The organism is Microbispora sp. H10949, from assembly GCF_014161435.1.
GTDB lineage: Bacteria > Actinomycetota > Actinomycetes > Streptosporangiales > Streptosporangiaceae > Microbispora > Microbispora triticiradicis.
Genome location: NZ_JABBWZ010000006.1, coordinates 423,001 through 439,763, shown reverse-complemented (window position 1 = coordinate 439,763; position 16,763 = coordinate 423,001). Strand labels below are relative to the sequence as shown.

The window sequence follows — 16,763 nt, the reverse complement described above, 5'->3', positions numbered from 1 at the left end:
TGGAGGGGGAGATGCCGAGGATCAGCGCGGCGACCGTCGCGGACCACCGGGCCAACCAGCACGCCGCCCTGCTCGACGCGGCGCGGGAGATCCTGGCCGCCGAGGGCGTGCACGCGCTCTCCCCGGCGGCCGTCGGCGCCCGGATCGGCCTGGCCCGCTCCAGCGTCTACCGCTACTTCGCCTCCACCGCCGACATCCTCGCCCAGCTCGTGGAGGACGCCTTTCCCCGCTGGTCAGCGCGTCTGCGCGCCGCCGTCGCGCCCGCCGGCGGCCCGCTGCCCGACCGGATCCGCGCGTACGGCAGAGCGGCGCTCGACTTCGTCGGCAGCCCCGACTACGCGCTGATCCCGGCGCTGCAGGCGATCGGGCTGCCGCAGGAGTGCCGGATCAGGGTGGAGGAACTGCACGGCGAGCTGACCGCGCCGCTCGCCGACGCGCTGCGCGAGGCCGGGATGGACCATCCCGCGCTGCGGGCCGACCTGGCCTGGGGCGTGGTCCGCGCGGGGGCCCGCCGTCTCAAACCGGACCTCGCCGGGCACGGGACGCCGCCCGCCGAAGGCCCCGGAGCGGAGCCTCCGGAGAAGATCGTCGAACTCACTCTCGACGTGCTCACCCGGGCCCTGTGCTGACCCGGGCTCTGTGCTGACCCGGGCTCTGTGCTGACCCGGGCTCTGTGCTGACCCGCCACTGCTGAGCCCGTCGCCGCCGGGGCCGTTCGCCCAGGGACGGAGGGGGACGCCCGGGGACGAGGGGGGACGAGAGGGGACGGGCGGGGACGGCTGGTCAGGGCATGCCGCCGACCGCCCCGAAGATGCCGGTCCTGTCGTCGGCCTGCACCTCCCAGGGGACGTCGGGCCGCCACGCCTGCACGGGCACGAGGCCGGGTTCCAGGATCTCCAGGCCGTCGAAGAACGCCTCGATCCGCTTGAAGGGTCTGCCCACGAGCCCGCCGGAGGAGGTGGCCGCGTACACCTTCTTGCTCTCCGCGACGACCTCCTCGGCCACCTCGTCGGTCGTCAGGATGTGCGACAGCACCAGGTGACACCCCGGGACCATCCGCTCGCGGATCCGGGCGACGATCCGGTCGGCGTCCTCGTCGTCCGTGACGAAGTGCAGCACCGAGACCAGCAGCACCGCGAACGGCCGGGCGAAGTCGATGTGGGCCCGCACCTCCGGGTCGTCGAACACGGCGTCCGGGTCCCGCACGTCCCCGGCCACCGCGATCGTCTCGGGATTGTCGGCCAGCAGCGCCCGCGCGTGCGTGAGGACCACCGGGTCGATGTCCACGTACACCACCCGCGCTCCGGGGGCGTGCCGCCGCGCGACCTGATGGACGTTCTCCTGCGTCGGCAGGCCCGCGCCGATGTCGACGAACTGCGTGATCCCCGACTCGGCCAGGTGCCGCACGGCACGCTGCAGGAAGCCGCGGTTCTCCCTGGCGACCTCCCGTCCGTCGTTGCCCATCTGCCGCCCGATGGCGAGCATCTTCTCGGCGGCCTCGCGGTCGGCGGCGAAGTTGTCCTTGCCGCCCAGGTAGTAGTCGTACATCCGGGCGATGTTCGGGACGGTGGGATCGACGCCCTCCGGTGCCCGTCTCGAATCGTCCAAGCGTCTGCCCCTCGCCTGTGGAACCGCTTTCATGCATTGTAGGCGAGGAGCCGACGGAAGATCATCACCCTCGGGTCATCGCTCCGGGATTGAGGAAAGGCGCGCGGGGCAGCGACCGGACGACGATCTCGGGACGAATTCGGGAGGACGCGTGACGCCACGCATGACCCTGTCCGCGACGGTGCTCGACGCGCCGGACGCGCGGGAGCTCGCGGCCTTCTACCAGCGGCTGCTGGGCTGGACGATCGACTCCGACGAACCCGGCTGGGTGACGATGCACCCGCCCGGAGGCGGCGCCGGGTTGTCGTTCCAGACCGAGAAGGAGTACGTCCGGCCGGTCTGGCCCGCCGGTCCGGGAGACCAGCGGATGATGCTGCACCTGGACATCGAGGTGGACGACCTGGAGACGGCCGTGGCGCACGCGACCGGCGCCGGGGCGACGCTCGCCGGCCACCAGCCCCAGGACGACGTGCGGGTCCTCCTCGACCCCGCGGGGCATCCGTTCTGCCTTTGGGTCAGGACGGACGCCTCCACACCGGAACCGTGATGATCCGGTGATGCGGGCGGCGGCCCGGTGAGAGCGGATTAATGCGGACGACATTCCACGCACGGTGATCGCGTAACAGCGCCGGGTCAGACTTCTGGGCATGAGCGAACCGAGAAACGCCGCCGGCGAGGGCGGCCATCCGACTCCCGGCCCGCTTCACCGGCATCACGGCGTCCGATCCTGGCGGCGGGAGATCGCGGAACTGGCCGCGCTCTTCCTCGCCGTCGGGCTCGCCCACGTGCTCGCCACCCTGCTCGGCCACCGCGACCCCGGCCCGGTGGTGCTCGTCGGCGTCGGGCTGGCGTTGATCGTCGGCTCGGCCGTGCACAAGAGACTGTCGGTCCCGGGGGCCGTGCGCGGGCGCGTCCGCCCGGGCACGGATCACGCGACCAGCCTGTGGCGGGTGCGGGCCAGGGTCGCCGAGCGCCCCGGCCGCCTCGCCGCGCTCGCCGGGGCCTTCGCCCGGCTGGGCTGCAACATCCTCTCCCTGCAGATCGCCCCGGCCGGCAGCGCGGCGATGACGCGGGGAGGCTGCGACGCCCTGGACGAGTTCGTCGTCGAGGCCCCGGCCTCGCTCACTCCGCAGGACCTGTGGCGCGCCGTCGACGGGGCCGGCGGCGCCGACGCCGTCATCGTTCCCGCCCAGGTGAAGGACCTCATCGACCCCGGCATCCAGGCGCTGCTGCTGGGTCAGCGCGTACGGGACGATCCGGGCGAGCTGCTCCCGGCCATGACGGAACTGCTGCGTACGGCGGACGTCCGGTGGCGGGAGCCCGGTGAGCCGGCTCCGGACAGGACGCCGAACACCGTGATGACGGTTCCGGTGAATCCCGGCGCCGCCCTGGTGGTGACGAGACGCGACCTGCCGTTCACGCCGACGGAGGCGGCGCGGGCCGCCGCGCTCGCGGCGGCGGCCCGGCACCGTCAGTGGGCCGACGACTGGCCCGGCGAGTGAGACGGCGCTCAGCCGGCGGCGTCGAGGCGGCCCAGCTCCTCGGGAGTGAGCTCCAGGTCCACCGCCTTGACCGAGTCGAGAATCGTCTCCGGCCGCGACGAGCCGGGGATCGGGATCACCACCGGCGCCTTGGCCAGCATCCAGGCCAGGCACACCTGCTGCGGGCTCACCTCGTGGGCCTTCGCGACCTCCGCGAACGGGGCGAAGCGCGACCCCAGCTCGCCGGCCTTGGAGATGCCGCCCAGCGGGCTCCACGGCAGGAAGGCGATGCCCATTTGCGCGCAGAGTTCGAGCTCGGCCTCGCTGGAGCGGAACGCGGGCGAGAACTGGTTCTGCACGCTCACGAGGCGACCGCCGAGGATGTCGCCGGCCTGGCGGATCTGGTCGGGGTTCGCGTTCGAGATCCCGGCGTAGCGGATCTTGCCCGCGTCGAGCAGGTCGCGGAGCGCCCCGATCGACTCCTCGTACGGCACCCGCGGGTCGGGCCGATGGAACTGATAGAGGCCGATCGCCTCGACCCCCAGCCGCTTGAGGGAGGCGTCGCACGCCTGCTTCAGGTGCTCGGGCGAGCCGTCCTTCGTCCAGGAGCCGTCGCCCGGGCGCAGGTGGCCGCCCTTGGTCGCGACCAGCACGTCCGAGGTGTCGCCGCCGTAGCCTGCCAGAGCGCGGGCGATCAGCGATTCGTTGTGGCCCACCTCGTCCGCGTGCAGGTGATAGGCGTCGGCCGTGTCGATCAGCGTCACTCCGGCGTCCAGCGCCGCGTGGATGGTCGCGATGGAGCGCTGCTCGTCGGGCCGCCCCTCGATCGACATCGGCATGCCGCCGAGACCGATCGCGCCGACCCCGAGATCACCGATGCGGCGAGTCCGCATGAAGGATCCTCCTTGCGAGAAGAGACAGAGACGTGTCCCCTATCCTGCGGGTCCCGTATCAAGCCCGCCATCCGAAGATCCTCCTCACATCCGGACGTATCTACCCAAATGCGGATGGTTTACGAACACGTCAACCTATATTGGGATAAACCGCACGAGAGGTCCCGGGTTCGTCGCCGGGGCTCGTCGACAGCAAAGGCACAACCATGAGCGTGCATGTTCACGTCCGCCTCGACGACGGCCTGGCCGTGACCGAGGACGGCCGGTTGCTGGAGCTGACCCGCTGCCGCTGCGGAGCCTCGTGGACCAGGACCTACCACGTGCACGAGGGCGAACCGGAGGCCTGACCGCCCGTCCGCCCGCCACCGCACCGGTCAGGAGGGGTAGCCGAAGCGGCCGTGCAGGCGGACGAAGCTGGCCAGCGTGAGGACCTGACGGGGTTCGAGGCCGATGACGGTGCGCTCGAAGAGCACGACCTCCTCCCGGCCGCCGGTGCCGATGGGCTGCACCAGCCGCCCGCCGGGCCGCAACTGCTCGACCAGCGGCGCGGGGACCGTGGGAAACGCCGCCGAGACGATGACGGCGTCGTAGGGAGCGTGCTCACGCACGCCTTGGCCGCCGTCGCCGACCCGCACCTCCGCGTTGCGGATGCCCTGCCGGGCGAGGTTGCGCCGCGCCGCCCGCACGAGGTCGGGCCACAGGTCGACGCCGACCACGTCGCCGGCCATGCGGGCGAGCAGCGCGGTCTGGTATCCGAGGCCGGAGCCGACCTCCAGCACGTGCTCCACGCCGGTGAGCGCCAGTCCCTCGATCATCGTCGCCGACAGGGACGGCTGGGTCGTCACCTGCCCGTGCGCGATCGGGATCGGCGCGTCCTCGTACGCGTGCGCGACGTGCGCGGGCGGGACGAATCCCGCCCGCGGAGTCGAACGCACCGCCCGGAGCAGGCGCTCGTCACGGACCCCCACCGCCCGGACGGCCCGGACGAGGTCTTCGGGACAGGCGGCTGCGGTCACGTCCACCACGCTCACGTTCGACGCCGAGCGCGCCTCCCCCTCCAGCGGCCCGCTCTCCCCCGGTGATGCCCCCTGAGCGGCCCCGGAACCGCGCCACCGGCTCGGCCCGTCCGAACGGCTCGGGATGTCCGGGCGGCTCAGGGGGTGCCGAAGTCGACCTCAGCCGTGGGAACGGTCGCCGCGCCGCGGCCGGGCGCGGTCTGGAACTGCCAGTAGAGGTTCGTGTGCGCGATCACCTGCGCCGGAGCCGGCGCGCCGTAGGCGGTGAGGTCCTCGGTGGTGTGCGCGTCGCCGACCAGCGTCACGTCGTAGCCCCGGACGAAGGCCCCGTGGAGGGTCGAGCGGATGCACGCGTCGGTCTGGGCGCCGGTGACGACGACCCGGCCCACCCCGCGCTCGGCGAGCCGCGCCTCCAGATCGGTGTCCTCGAACGAGTCGCCGTAGATCTTGTGGACGAGCGGCTCGTCGTCACGCCGCACCAGCTCCGGCACGTACTCCCAGGCCTCGCTCTCCCGCTGCAACTCACGCCCGTCGGAGTGCTGCACCCAGATCACCGGCACGTCCTGCGCACGGGCCTTGCCGATCAGGGTGTCGATGTTCGCGATCACGGCGTCGCGGTCGTGCGCGCCCGCCACCACCCCCTTCTGGACGTCGATGACGAGCAGCGCGGTGTTCGGGCGTTCGGCCAGGGTCGTCATGGGTGTTCCCGTCTTTCGTCACGGATCCTGTCGCCGCCCAACCCTAGGACCGGCCACCGACATTTCCGCCGGACCGGAACGTCCGGCCCACCCAAATTGGAGTGTGAAATACCGATTTGCTAGGGTCGAGACGTGCGGTTGACGAAGTTCACGGACCTGGCCCTGCGCGTGACCATGCGCCTGGCGGTCCTGGAGGAGGGCACGTCGCTCACCACCCGCCAGGTGGCCGAGGCGATGGCGATTCCCTACAACCACACCGCCAAGGCCATCGCCCGCCTGCAGCACCTCGGCGTCGTGGAGGCCCGCCGGGGACGCGGGGGCGGGCTGGAACTGACCCGGTTCGGCCGTACGGCGTCGATCGGCTGGCTGGTCCGCGAACTGGAGGGAGAGGAGGAGGTCGTCACCTGCGAAGGGGAGGTCCCCTGCCCGCTCCGGGCCGCCTGCCGCCTGCGCGGCGCGCTGCGCGCGGCGCAGCACGCCTTCTACGCCTCCCTCGATCCGGTCACGGTCGACCAGTTGGTCTCCTCGCCGTCGGGGCCGGTGCTGCTCGGCCTCTCCTGACCCGCGTACGCGGGAAGAGTCCGGCAGATCCACGGCTTTTAATACGCATATTAGATACCAATTTGGAGGAATCATGCTGTCCCCGGAGTCGGCCGCGACCGTCCGCGCCACCCTGCCCGTGATCGCGGGCGCGATCCAGAGCATCACCGCCCGCTTCTACGACACGTTGTTCGCCGACAACCCCGAGCTGCTGCGCGACCTGTTCAACCGGGGCAACCAGGCCAACGGCGAGCAGCGCGTCGCGCTGGCGGGCTCGATCGCCGCGTTCGCGACCGCGCTGGTGGACCACCCGGGCGGGCTTCCCGGCACGATGCTGTCCAGGATCGCCAACAAGCACGCCTCCCTCGGCGTCACCGAGGAGCAGTACGCCGTGGTGCACAAGTACCTGTTCGGCGCCATCGGTGAGGTGCTGGGCGACGCCGTCACGCCCGAGGTCGCCCAGGCGTGGGACGAGGTCTACTGGCTCATGGCCGAGACGCTGATCGGCCTGGAGCGCGACCTCTACCGCGAGGCGGGCCGGGGCTGGACGCGGGCCACGGTGACCGAGCGGCGCGACGAGACGGCGGACGCCGCCTCCTTCCTCCTGCGCCCGGGCGTCCCGCTGCCGTTCCTGCCGGGCCAGTACGTGAGCGTCCGGGTCACGCTGCCCGACGGCGCGCGGCAGATCCGGCAGTACAGCCTGTCGAACGCCCCCGAGCGCGGCGACTGGCGGATCACGGTGAAGCGGGTGCGCGGCGAGAGCGCGCCCGAGGGAGAGGTCTCGACCTGGCTGCACGAGCACGTCCGGGCCGGTGACGTGCTCGACGTCTCCGCGCCCTTCGGCGATCTGACCCTGCCGGAGGGCGACGGCGCACTGCTGCTCGCCTCGGCGGGCATCGGGGTCACCCCCGTGCTGTCGATGCTCGATCACCTCGTCGCCACCGGGTCGGGCCGGCGGGTGGTGGTCGTCCACGCCGACCGCTCCCCCGGTTCCCACGTCCACCGGGAGGAACTGGCGGACCTGGTCGCGGCCCTGCCCGGGGCCACCCTGCACCGGTGGTACGAGGACCTGCCGGAACAGGACCTGAGCGGTCCGGCTCCGTCGGCCGGCCGGGCCGACCTGTCGGCGGTCGACCTGCCCGCGGGCGTCACCGCCTGCCTGTGCGGGCCGCTGCCGTTCATGCGGGCCGTACGCGCGCAGCTGACGGCGCGCGGCGTGTCCGCCTCCGACATCCGCTACGAGGTCTTCGGCCCCGACCTGTGGATCGCCGGGGACTGATCCGGTCCCGCCGGGAGGTTCAGCGCAGGAGGCCGACGCCCGCGTAGCCGTCCACGCCGGGGATCCTCGGCAGCCTGGGCTCGTCGGGCTCGGGACGCCAGTCCTCGGTCACCACCAGGCCCGGCTCCACCAGGTCGAACCCGTCGAAGAACCGCAGGAGCTCGGCGTGGGTCCGGGGGGTGACGCCGGCGGCGGAGGTGCTCTTGTACAGCTCGCGCCCCTCGCGGATCTTCTCCTCGTCGAGGTCGCCGTACGACAGGTGGCTGAGGGCCATCGCGCTGCCGGGGGCGAGGCGGTCGCGCAGCGTGGCGACGATGCCTTCGGCGTCGGGGATGAAGTGCAGCACCGCGACCATGAGCAGCCCCACGGGCCGGCTGAGGTCGAGGTGCTCGTTGATCCGGGGATCGCCGAGGATGCCCTCGGGGTCGCGCAGGTCGCCGTCGACCACGATCGTCGTGGCGTTGTCGGCGAGCAGGGCCCGGCCGTGGGTCAGCACGATCGGGTCGTTGTCGACGTAGACCACCCGCGAGCCGGGGGCGGCGCGCAGCGCGACCTCGTGGACATTCTCCTGCGTCGGCAGCCCGGCGCCGATGTCGAGGAACTGGCGGATGCCCTTCTCGGCCATGAGGGTCACGGCACGGCGGATGAAGCGCCTGTTGCTCCGGACCCCTTCGCGCGCGTTCGGAGTCAGCTCGATGAGCTTCTCGGCCGCCGCCCGGTCGACGGCGAAGTTGTCCTTGCCGCCGAGGAGGTAGTCGTAGATCCGGGCGACGCTGGGGACCGTGACGTCGATCCCCGGCGGCCCCTGCTCCAAGTTCATCGTGCTGCCCCTGATGCCGTGCCGTACTTTGATCACCAAAGTAGCCGACAAATCGGGATTCGGCGCACCAAAATGGGAATTGACCGACATGCTTGACCGCTGTCGAGCGGGGCCTCGGCCGTCGGTCAGCCCAGGTCGCCCCCCGAACGGTCGCCCCGGGGAGTGCCCGCCACCAGGACGTCGACGGGCGGACCGGAGGCGACGGGATCGGCGACGTCGAAGTCGTCGGGGCCGTAGCCGTAGTGAGCCCTGCCGTAGCCGCCCGTGCCGTAGCCGACCACGCCCGGGTCGCCGATGACGGGCCCGGCGATCACGGGGTCGGTCATCACGGGATCGATGAACAGCGGCTCGGGGGCCAGGGGGCCGTCGATCACGGGATCGGCGATGAACTCGCGCATCCAGCGGAAGCTGGACTTCGGCGTGCGCTCCTGGGTCTCGTAGTCCACGTGCACGAGCCCGAACCTCGCCGAGTACCCCCGGGCCCACTCGAAGTTGTCCATCAGCGACCAGGCGAAGTAGCCCCGCACGTCGGCGCCCGCCGTCATCGCGTCGTGGGTCGCGGCCAGATGGTCGCGCAGGTAGTCGACGCGCCCGGCGTCCTCCAGCACACCGTCGTCGCCGTAGCCGTTCTCGGTGATGTAGACCGGCGGCAGGTCCGGATAACGGGTGGTCAGGCCGACCAGCGTCTCGTACAGCCCCTCGGGCTCCACCACCCAGCCCAGCCCGCTGGTGCGCGCGTCCTCCGGCGTGACGGTGCGCACGCCGAGGTCGAACGCCGTACGGCGGCCCGGGTCGGCCTCCTCGTAGGGCGCGGCCTCCACGTGCAGCCGGTAGTAGTAGTTCACCCCGAGGAAGTCCACCGGCGTCCCGATGGTCTCCAGATCGCCGTCCCGCCGGAACGAGAAGTCGGTGATCCGGCCGAACGTCTCGGCCATGTCGGCGGCGTAGGAGCCGCCGAAGAGCGGCTCGGTGAACTGCCGGTTGACCAGCAGGTCCATCCGCCGCGCGGCCGCGACGTCCTCCGGCGAGTTGGTCGCCGGCACCGTGGGCGACATGTTGAGCGTCACCCCGACCCGCTGGTCGGGCCGGGCCAGCGCCCGCAGGCGCGCGACGGCGAGGCCGTGACCGAGCAGCAGGTGATGGGCGGCGGCCAGTGCGCCGTGCCCCTCCGTCGCGCCCGGCGCGTGCCGGCCCTCGCCGTACCCCACGATCGACGAGCAGTACGGCTCGTTGAGCGTGATCCAGTTCGACACCGAGTCGCCGAGCGCGTCGTACATCACCTCCGCGTAGTCGGCGAAACGCTCCGCCGTCTCGCGGACCCGCCAGCCCCCGCGGTCCTCGATCGCCTGGGGCAGGTCCCAGTGGTACAGCGTGACGTACGGCTCGATGCCGCCCTCGCGCAGGGCGTCGACGAGGCGTCGGTAGAAGTCGAGGCCGCGCCGGTTCACCGGCCCGCGCCCGTCCGGCAGGACGCGCGGCCAGGCCACGGAGAATCGGTAGGCGGCCGCCCCCAGCTCCTTCATGAGATCGACATCCTCTTGCCAGCGGTGATAGTGGTCGCAGGCGATCTCACCTGACTCGCCCCGCGCCACCGCGCCGGGCATCCTGCAGAAGGTGTCCCAGATCGAGCGCCCCCGGCCGTCGACGTCGACGGCCCCCTCGATCTGGTACGCCGCGGTGGCCGTACCCCAGACGAAGCCGACCGGGAAGGCCCGCGGCCCGGCGGGGCGGTGTTCGATCGCCGTCATCCTGTGATCGCTCCAGACTCGGCGCCCGCGCACGAGTGATCGGCCCACGCGCCGAGACCGGCCGTGCGGGCGATGGATCCGTTCCTCCGTAAGCCGCGGGTATCGCCGTACGGGACGACGACCGGACGCGCGGGCAGGCGGAGTTTCGCAGCGGACACCTGGACTCCTTCACAGGAGAAGGGATGCGGCTGCGAGATGGCGACAGCGGCCGAGCCCGTGGCAACGAAGCAGCGTCGGCCGATGCCCGACATCACACCTAAGAAGAAGGGAATGTGTCAAGTCACAGAAACATAACTGTGGGAAATTTCGATTACGGGTTGCGAGCGGCCCAGGAAGTACGTACTTTGTGAGAACGGTCCATGAAACCGGTTACAGCGAGATGCGATAGCGTTTGGTCCGTGGCAACGATCAGAGAGCTGGCGCGCCTGTGCGGCGTGTCCCCGGCGACCGTCTCCCGAGTGTTCAACAATCCCGAGGTAGTCAACGCGAAAACCAGGGAGCAGGTCCTGCGGACGGCCCGCCAGATCGGCTACCTGCCCAACGAGTCGGCGCGCACGCTGGCCACCAAGAAGTCCTTCATGGTCGGCCTGCTGTGGGACACCGACCACCGCCGGCCCGGCTGGCGCCATCCGTTCTTCCAGGAGATCCTGATCGGCCTGAAGACGGCGCTCAGCGGGCGCGGTTACCACCTGCTCATGCTCGCCACCAGCGGTGAGCACACCGACGACGCGTACGTGCGGGCCGCCCGCAGGCACAACCTGGACGGCGTGGTGATGATCGACAGCGGCACCTGGGATCCGTCGCTGCGGCACCTCGCCGAGTCGGGGGTGCCCTGTGTCAGCCTCGACCGTCCCGTGCAGGGCCCCAAGGCCACGTACGTGACCTCCGACAACGTGGGCGGCGCCCGCCAGGCCGTACGGCACCTGCACGAGCAGGGCCGGCAGGCCATCGCCACGATCACCGGGCCCGCGCACACCCGGCCGGGCGCGGAGCGCCTGCAGGGCTACCAGGAGGAGCTGGCCCTGCTGCGCCTGCCGTACCGGCCCGAACACGTGTCCGAGGGCGACTTCTACGTCACCGGTGGGGAGGCGGCGATGCGGCGGCTGCTGGAGACGGACGAACGGCCCGACGCGGTGTTCGTCGCGGGCGACGAGATGGCCGTCGGCGCGCTGCGCGCGATCGCCGAGGCCGGACTGAAGGTGCCCGAGGACATCGCGGTGGTCGGGTTCGACGACATAGAGGTCGCGGCCCTCGTGCCCCCCGGCCTGACGACGATCGCCCAGGACAAGGACGGTTTCGGCGCGGCCGCCGCGGAGGCCCTGGTCTCCATGATCAACGGCGCCGACGCCCCGCCGGCCCGGATCCTGCCCACGACACTCGTCGTACGGGGCTCCAGCACGCGCGCGATCTGACGGCCGCCGCGGCGGGACGGTTCCCCGGCGAAAAGAGCGGTTTCGGGCGAATTCGCCGCCGGAGCCGCTTATCGTGATGGGGCATCCCTGTGCCTCACCCCCGGAGATCCACGTGTCCGAGCACTCCTGGCCTGTCCGCATCCGCGCCGAGTTCGCGCAGCGTGTGCTGGACCTGCGGCACCAGCACCCGGGCGTCCTCGCCTCGCTGGACCAGCACATGGCCGCCGTCCGGCAGGCCATCTCGGGCCTCGGCGAGCGGGTCGGGCCGTCCTCGCTGCTCGCCTATCTGATCGGTTTCTGGGACGGGGCCCAGGAGAAGGGCTGGCGGACGCCCGGGCCGGACCAGCCGCTCGACTTCGCCGTCCTGCGCATGACCGCGGTCTGCCTGCTGCTCGACACCGCCGCCGAACCCGCCTGACGCCCGCCCCGCCCGGTTGACACGGGTGCGGGGCGCCCCTGGACGGGACGCCCCGCGAAACGCGACGGAGGAGACGGCGGTCAGCGGACCGGCGGAGGCTCCTCCGGCGGCGTGGGCCACGAGGCGGGACCCGCCTCACCCGGAGCCGCCTGACCGGGATTCGGTTCACTGCGCGCCGACCGGCCGCGCGGGTCCGCCGGGCTGATCGGGGTGGTCGCCGCGCCCGGAGCGGCCGGCGCGCCCTCCTGCGGGTACGCGCCCTCCTGCGGGTACCCCGTGGTCGGGCCCTCCGGGGACATCGGCTGCGGAGACACCGGCGCCTGCGGGGAACCGGCGGTCTGCGGGTAGGCCGTGCGCGCCGGCTGGGCGAAGGCGCCGGCCGTCTGGCGCGGGTAGGTCTCCCGCGGCATGGCCTCCTGCGGCACGTGGACGGTCTCCATCGCGTCGGAGCGGCCCTGGCTGTAGGCGGCCGCCTGGGCGCGGATGGTCTCGGTCTCCACCTCCGCACGGTTCAGCCAGTGCTCCCAGCGCTGCTGCATGGGCCGCACCAGCCCGCCGCCGACGCCCACGATGACGACTCCGGCGACGGCCGCCAGGAAGGCGATCAGGACCGGCGTGGTGACGGTGGTCGCGACCTCGATCTGGTTGAGCGCCGCGATGACGCCGAGGCCGATGATGAAGACCGACGCGATCGTGGCGAGCGTCCTGCCGTACGACAGGGAGCCCAGCGCCGCGCTGACGATGTCCTTGACGGCCCTGGCGATGGCGGTGGCGACCACGATGATCACGATCGCCACGGCGGCCTTGGGCAGCCAGGCCACGACGCCGGTGAGCAGGGCGCTGACCGGGTTGGGGCCGAAGACGGAGAAGGCGATCTGCAGCGTCACCAGCAGGATCGCGTAGTACACCAGTTTCGCGAGCAGGTCGGACGCGTCGTACTTGCTGCGCGCGAGCACCCGTCCCACGCCGCCGCGTTCGACCCAGCGGTCGAACCCGACGCGTTCGAGTACGGCGTCCACCACCTTGCGCAGGGCCTTGGCGACCAGCCAGCCCACCACCAGGACGACGACGAATGCGAGGAACTTGGGGACGAAGGTGACGACCGACGACCAGGCGTCGGCCACTCCTCTTCCCCAGTCGACCGGAGCGGCCATAAGTCCTCCTGTTCAGAGCCTTCCACCGCCGGGGGCGGGGACCTACGAGGGCGGCAGCTACCCGGTGACCGGCGTCTCATTCGCGGCCGGTGTCCGCCCCCGCACGCACGGCGACCGCCCTTCCCGGCGATGACGCAGGTCACACGCCGCGTGGGCCGCGCCGAAAAAGCACCGAAAAAAGCGGCAGAAAACGCGCGAACCATCCGCGCCCAGGCCCGCTCAGGACCCGCTCACGTTCACCCAGGCGACTCAGGTCCGCTCAGGCCAGGCGGACGACCTCGACCACGACCTCCTGGCGTCCGGAGGCCATGCCCTGGTAGACGCCCTTGATGGGCGGCACGTCCGTGTAGTCCCTGCCCCTGCCGACGACGACGTGGGCCTCACCGCCTCTCGTGCGGTTGGTCGGGTCGAGGGCGTTCCACTCTCCCGTCCAGTACTCGATCCACGCGTGGCTCTGCCCGGCGACCGCCTCGCCGATCTCCGCCTCGGGCCGGGGGTGCAGATATCCCGAGACGTACCTCGCCGGGATGTCCGCGGCGCGCAGCAGCGCCACCGTGAGATGCGCCATGTCCTGGCAGACGCCCTTGCCGTGCTCCCAGACCTCCTGCGCGCTGGTGCGCACGCCCGTCGCGCCCGGCACGTACGCGATCCGCTCGTTGACGTGCCACGCGAGCGCCTCGGCCGCCTCGTGCGCGTCCAGCCCCGCCGCACGCTCCCGGGCGTCCGCCGCCAGTCCGGGCGAGATCCCGGTCTGCGGGGTCGGCCGGAGCAGTTCGCCCACGGGCCCGCCGGCCGTGCGCAGGTCGTCCCGGGCCGGCGGCACGCCGAGCGGCGGCGCGGCGGAGGTGTCCACCCGGGCGTACGACTCGATGGTCAGCGACCGGTGCGGCGCGGTCAGGTCGAAGACGCCGACGATCGTCCCCCAGTGGTCGGTGTAGGTCCAGACGGGCGCCGAGGGACGCACGACCAGCCGCCGCTCCAGCGTGGTCTGGCCGCGGTCGCTCAGCGGGGTCATCCTGACCTCGTTGTACGACGCGGAGGCCGAGCCGTCGTAGTCGAACCGGGTGACATGACTGATCTTCACGCGCCAGCCCACGAGGAGCCTCCCCTCACCCAGCCCGCCGGGGCGGCGCCGGGGAAGAACCGGTCGCCGATCGCGAGCATGGCCGCCGCGCCCGCCTCCCGGATCTCGTCGAGCAGCCGGGGAAGCCGGGCGGGCAGCGCGGCCGTGTCGGCGTACTCCAGCGTCATCCGGACCCGGCCGATCGCGGCCCGCGCGGCGTCGGCCGTGCCCGCGCGGCCCTGGTTCGGGGCGAGTTCGGCCAGGCACCGCTCGGCGGTGGCGAGGGCGTGCACGACCGACCGGGGGAACAACCGGTCGAGCAGCAGGAACTCCAGCACCTTCGTGCTGTCGCCCCGGTGCGTGCGGGTGAACGACTCGTCGGCGCCGCACGCCTCCAGCAGCATCCGCCAGGCCGCCGGATCGGCGAGGAGACCGGTCTGCACGGCGATCAGGCGCGAGGTCATGTCGGCGCGTTCGAGGCTGCGCCCGAGCACCAGGAACCGCCACCCGTCGTCCCTGCTCATCGTGGCGTCGGCCAGTCCGGCCAGCAGCGCCGCCCGCTCCCTGACGTACCGCAGGTACACGTGCGGCCCGAGCCGTTCGGCGGCGGCCCGCGTCTCCGGCAGGGCGTTCCAGGTGACGTTCAGGCACTCCCACACCTCGGTGGAGATGATCTCGCGGACGCCCCGGGCGTTCTCCCGGGCCGCGCGCAGGCAGCCGGCGATCGAGCCGGGATCGGCCGGGTCGTAGGCGAGCCGGCGCACCATCGTCGCGGCCGTCGGCGGGCCGGCGTCCGGGACGGGCAGCGGGTGGCCGAGGATCGCGAAGACCGCCGTCGCGTCGTCCTCGCCCGCCAGGGCGCGGCGCAGCGAGACGTCGAGGATCCGGGCGATGTCGTCGGCGCGTTCGACGTAGCGCCCGATCCAGTACAGGGTCTCGGCGATCCGGCTCAGCAGGTCTCTCGCCACTGCCCTCTCCCTTCTGTGGGTGATAGTGCCGCCGATCACTGCTGCCCGGCGTCCCAGGCGGCGCCGCGGCTCGGCTCCCACCACGGCGGCGGCCCGGCCACCGCGGTGGGAGCCGGACCCGGCACCGCACCGGGCCCGGGACCACCCTCGGCGGGCAGCACCCAGGTGTCCTTGGAGCCGCCGCCCTGGCTGGAGTTGACCACGAGCTCTCCCTCGGGCAGCGCGACCCGGGTGAGCCCGCCGGGCAGCAGCCAGACGTCGTCGCCGTCGTTGACCGCGAACGGCCGCAGGTCGATGTGCCGGGGACGCGGCAGGTCGCCGATCAGGCTGGGGGCGGTCGACAGCGCGACCGGCCGCTGCGCCACCCAGCCCCGCGGGTCGGCCCGCACGGTCTCCGACAGCTCCCGCAACGTCTCCTCCGACGCCCGGGGGCCGATCACGATGCCCTTGCCGCCGGCGCCGTCCACCGGCTTGAGCACCAGGTCGCCGATGCGCGACAGCACCCACTCCAGCGTCTCCGGGTCCTCCAGGCGGTAGGACTCGACGTTGCCGATCAGCGGTTCCTCGCCCAGGTAGTAGCGCATGAGGTCCGGCACGTACGTGTAGACGAGCTTGTCGTCGGCGACCCCGTTGCCGACGGCGTTGGCGATCGTCACGTGCCCGGCCCTGGCGGCGTTGAGCAGCCCCGGGCAGCCGAGGGTGGAGTCCCAGCGGAAGTGGAGGGGATCGAGGTAGTCGTCGTCCACCCTCCGGTAGATCACGTGGACCGGGCGCCTGCCGTTCGTGGTGCGCATGTGGACCCGGTTGTCCTCGCAGACCAGGTCGCGGCCCTCGACCAGCTCGACGCCCATGAGGCGGGCGAGCAGGGCGTGCTCGAAGTAGGCCGCGTTGTGGACGCCCGGCGTGAGGATCACGACGGCCGGGTCGGTCACGTGCTCGGGAGCGGCCCTCCGCAGCGCGGCGAGCAGGCGGGCGGGATACTCCTCGACCGGCCGCACCCGCTGCTCGGCGAACAGCGCCGGCAGCGTGCGGCTCATCGCCAGCCGGTTCTCCAGGACGTAGCTGACCCCGCTGGGCGTGCGGACGTTGTCCTCCAGCACCCGGAAGCCGCCGTCCTCGTCCCTGACGATGTCGATCCCGGCGACGTGCACGCGGACGCGCGCCGCGATGCCGTCGGCCGCCCGGTGGAAGTGCGGCGAGGAGTGCAGCAGCCGCCAGGGCACCACGCCGTCGTGGAACGCCCGGCGCTCGCCGTACACGTCGTCGAGGAACGCCTCCAGAGTCCGCACGCGCTGCCGTACGGCCCTGGCGATGAGGTCCCACTCGGCCGCGTCGAGCACCCGGGGGATCAGGTCGAGCGGGAACGGCCGCTCCTCCCCCGCGTAGTCGAAGGTCACCCCGCGGTCGGTGAACACCCGGGCGAGCTGGTCGGCCCGGTAGCGGAGTTCCTCGGCCCCGAGGGGCTGCAGGGCCGCGAACAGCGCCTGGTACGCCGGCCGGGGCACGCCCGGCCGCTCGAACATCTCGTCCCAGGCGTCGGCCAGTGCGTACGAGTCAAAGATGTCCGCCATGTGCGGAGGTTAGACAAGCGATGTTTCGCCCGGCGGCTCGCCGTGTATCAGCCCCGTGCCGCGCGCGTTGCCGTGACGTGAGCCCGCGCCCTTC

The 16,763-nt window shown here is 72.3% G+C and carries 18 protein-coding genes; 8 read left to right on the top strand and 10 right to left on the bottom strand.

Going from position 1 to position 16,763, the window contains the following annotated elements:
- Positions 1–11 precede the first annotated feature (11 nt).
- On the top strand, positions 12–629 hold the full coding sequence (locus HHX40_RS18450; RefSeq protein ID WP_182881545.1) for a TetR/AcrR family transcriptional regulator: 618 nt from the start codon (positions 12–14) through the stop codon (positions 627–629).
- A 154-nt stretch (positions 630–783) separates the two neighbouring features.
- Here the strand turns inward: HHX40_RS18450 and HHX40_RS18445 are convergent, their stop codons facing one another.
- Entirely contained in the window at positions 784–1,608 is an 825-nt protein-coding gene (locus HHX40_RS18445; RefSeq protein ID WP_259403698.1) for an SAM-dependent methyltransferase, read from the bottom strand.
- A gap of 151 nt (positions 1,609–1,759) precedes the next feature.
- Between HHX40_RS18445 and HHX40_RS18440 the strand changes: the two genes are divergently transcribed.
- Both HHX40_RS18440 and HHX40_RS18435 read left to right on the top strand, forming a co-directional pair.
- Complete coding sequence (locus HHX40_RS18440) at positions 1,760–2,155, top strand: VOC family protein (RefSeq protein ID WP_220499250.1); 396 nt, start codon at positions 1,760–1,762, stop codon at positions 2,153–2,155.
- A 100-nt stretch (positions 2,156–2,255) separates the two neighbouring features.
- Positions 2,256–3,110 carry an ACT domain-containing protein gene (locus HHX40_RS18435; protein WP_182881543.1) on the top strand — a complete coding sequence of 285 codons (855 nt, stop codon included), beginning with the start codon at positions 2,256–2,258 and terminating at the stop codon, positions 3,108–3,110.
- Between the two features lie 8 nt (positions 3,111–3,118).
- Here HHX40_RS18435 and HHX40_RS18430 read toward each other — a convergent pair whose 3' ends face one another.
- Entirely contained in the window at positions 3,119–3,982 is an 864-nt protein-coding gene (locus HHX40_RS18430; protein ID WP_182881542.1) for an aldo/keto reductase, read from the bottom strand.
- 206 nt (positions 3,983–4,188) lie between these two features.
- On the opposite strand from HHX40_RS18430, the gene HHX40_RS18425 reads away from it, so the two are divergent.
- Complete coding sequence (locus HHX40_RS18425; RefSeq protein ID WP_165900687.1) at positions 4,189–4,329, top strand: hypothetical protein; 141 nt, start codon at positions 4,189–4,191, stop codon at positions 4,327–4,329.
- A gap of 27 nt (positions 4,330–4,356) precedes the next feature.
- Here the strand turns inward: HHX40_RS18425 and HHX40_RS18420 are convergent, their stop codons facing one another.
- Together HHX40_RS18420 and HHX40_RS18415 are read right to left on the bottom strand one after the other, a co-directional pair.
- The gene (locus tag HHX40_RS18420; protein WP_310738174.1) at positions 4,357–5,004 is read right to left on the bottom strand and encodes a protein-L-isoaspartate(D-aspartate) O-methyltransferase; all 648 of its coding nucleotides are present in this window, start codon (positions 5,002–5,004) and stop codon (positions 4,357–4,359) included.
- Positions 5,005–5,135: 131 nt separating this feature from the next.
- Positions 5,136–5,696, bottom strand: a complete 561-nt coding sequence (locus tag HHX40_RS18415; protein ID WP_182873797.1) for a cysteine hydrolase family protein — start codon at positions 5,694–5,696, stop codon at positions 5,136–5,138.
- Between the two features lie 132 nt (positions 5,697–5,828).
- On the opposite strand from HHX40_RS18415, the gene HHX40_RS18410 reads away from it, so the two are divergent.
- Positions 5,829–6,257, top strand: coding sequence for an RrF2 family transcriptional regulator (locus tag HHX40_RS18410; protein ID WP_111700916.1), 429 nt, complete (start codon positions 5,829–5,831; stop codon positions 6,255–6,257).
- A gap of 73 nt (positions 6,258–6,330) precedes the next feature.
- On the top strand, positions 6,331–7,515 hold the full coding sequence (locus HHX40_RS18405) for a globin domain-containing protein (RefSeq protein WP_182881541.1): 1,185 nt from the start codon (positions 6,331–6,333) through the stop codon (positions 7,513–7,515).
- 19 nt (positions 7,516–7,534) lie between these two features.
- Here HHX40_RS18405 and HHX40_RS18400 read toward each other — a convergent pair whose 3' ends face one another.
- Together HHX40_RS18400 and HHX40_RS18395 are read right to left on the bottom strand one after the other, a co-directional pair.
- Positions 7,535–8,371, bottom strand: a complete 837-nt coding sequence (locus tag HHX40_RS18400; protein WP_310738173.1) for an SAM-dependent methyltransferase — start codon at positions 8,369–8,371, stop codon at positions 7,535–7,537.
- Between the two features lie 89 nt (positions 8,372–8,460).
- Positions 8,461–10,083 carry a GH1 family beta-glucosidase gene (locus HHX40_RS18395; protein WP_182881540.1) on the bottom strand — a complete coding sequence of 541 codons (1,623 nt, stop codon included), beginning with the start codon at positions 10,081–10,083 and terminating at the stop codon, positions 8,461–8,463.
- Between the two features lie 398 nt (positions 10,084–10,481).
- Here HHX40_RS18395 and HHX40_RS18390 point away from each other — a divergent pair, with 398 nt between their 5' ends.
- Positions 10,482–11,495 carry a LacI family DNA-binding transcriptional regulator gene (locus HHX40_RS18390; RefSeq protein WP_220499249.1) on the top strand — a complete coding sequence of 338 codons (1,014 nt, stop codon included), beginning with the start codon at positions 10,482–10,484 and terminating at the stop codon, positions 11,493–11,495.
- A gap of 112 nt (positions 11,496–11,607) precedes the next feature.
- Entirely contained in the window at positions 11,608–11,913 is a 306-nt protein-coding gene (locus HHX40_RS18385) for a DUF6401 family natural product biosynthesis protein (protein WP_111700919.1), read from the top strand.
- A gap of 80 nt (positions 11,914–11,993) precedes the next feature.
- Here HHX40_RS18385 and HHX40_RS18380 read toward each other — a convergent pair whose 3' ends face one another.
- The 4 genes from HHX40_RS18380 to HHX40_RS18365 all read right to left on the bottom strand — a co-directional run bounded on the left by HHX40_RS18380 (position 11,994) and on the right by HHX40_RS18365 (position 16,669).
- The gene (locus tag HHX40_RS18380; RefSeq protein ID WP_182881538.1) at positions 11,994–13,067 is read right to left on the bottom strand and encodes a mechanosensitive ion channel family protein; all 1,074 of its coding nucleotides are present in this window, start codon (positions 13,065–13,067) and stop codon (positions 11,994–11,996) included.
- A 259-nt stretch (positions 13,068–13,326) separates the two neighbouring features.
- Positions 13,327–14,163, bottom strand: a complete 837-nt coding sequence (locus tag HHX40_RS18375; protein ID WP_182881537.1) for a transglutaminase family protein — start codon at positions 14,161–14,163, stop codon at positions 13,327–13,329.
- On the bottom strand, positions 14,148–15,098 hold the full coding sequence (locus HHX40_RS18370) for an alpha-E domain-containing protein (protein WP_111700922.1): 951 nt from the start codon (positions 15,096–15,098) through the stop codon (positions 14,148–14,150). The genes HHX40_RS18375 and HHX40_RS18370 overlap by 16 nt, the downstream gene beginning before the upstream one ends.
- A 35-nt stretch (positions 15,099–15,133) precedes the next feature.
- Positions 15,134–16,669, bottom strand: coding sequence for a circularly permuted type 2 ATP-grasp protein (locus HHX40_RS18365; protein ID WP_182881536.1), 1,536 nt, complete (start codon positions 16,667–16,669; stop codon positions 15,134–15,136).
- Positions 16,670–16,763: the final 94 nt, after the last annotated feature.

Bases quoted from the DNA above. Each gene is read 5' to 3' on its own strand.
- HHX40_RS18380 (WP_182881538.1), bottom strand. From the start codon at position 13,067: ATGGCCGCTCCGGTCGACTGGGGAAGAGGAGTGGCCGACGCCTGGTCG.
- HHX40_RS18435 (WP_182881543.1), top strand. From the start codon at position 2,256: ATGAGCGAACCGAGAAACGCCGCCGGCGAGGGCGGCCATCCGACTCCC.
- HHX40_RS18425 (WP_165900687.1), top strand. From the start codon at position 4,189: ATGAGCGTGCATGTTCACGTCCGCCTCGACGACGGCCTGGCCGTGACC.
- HHX40_RS18415 (WP_182873797.1), bottom strand. From the start codon at position 5,696: ATGACGACCCTGGCCGAACGCCCGAACACCGCGCTGCTCGTCATCGAC.
- HHX40_RS18405 (WP_182881541.1), top strand. From the start codon at position 6,331: ATGCTGTCCCCGGAGTCGGCCGCGACCGTCCGCGCCACCCTGCCCGTG.
- HHX40_RS18365 (WP_182881536.1), bottom strand. From the start codon at position 16,669: ATGGCGGACATCTTTGACTCGTACGCACTGGCCGACGCCTGGGACGAG.
- HHX40_RS18430 (WP_182881542.1), bottom strand. From the start codon at position 3,982: ATGCGGACTCGCCGCATCGGTGATCTCGGGGTCGGCGCGATCGGTCTC.
- HHX40_RS18450 (WP_182881545.1), top strand. From the start codon at position 12: ATGCCGAGGATCAGCGCGGCGACCGTCGCGGACCACCGGGCCAACCAG.
- HHX40_RS18395 (WP_182881540.1), bottom strand. From the start codon at position 10,083: ATGACGGCGATCGAACACCGCCCCGCCGGGCCGCGGGCCTTCCCGGTC.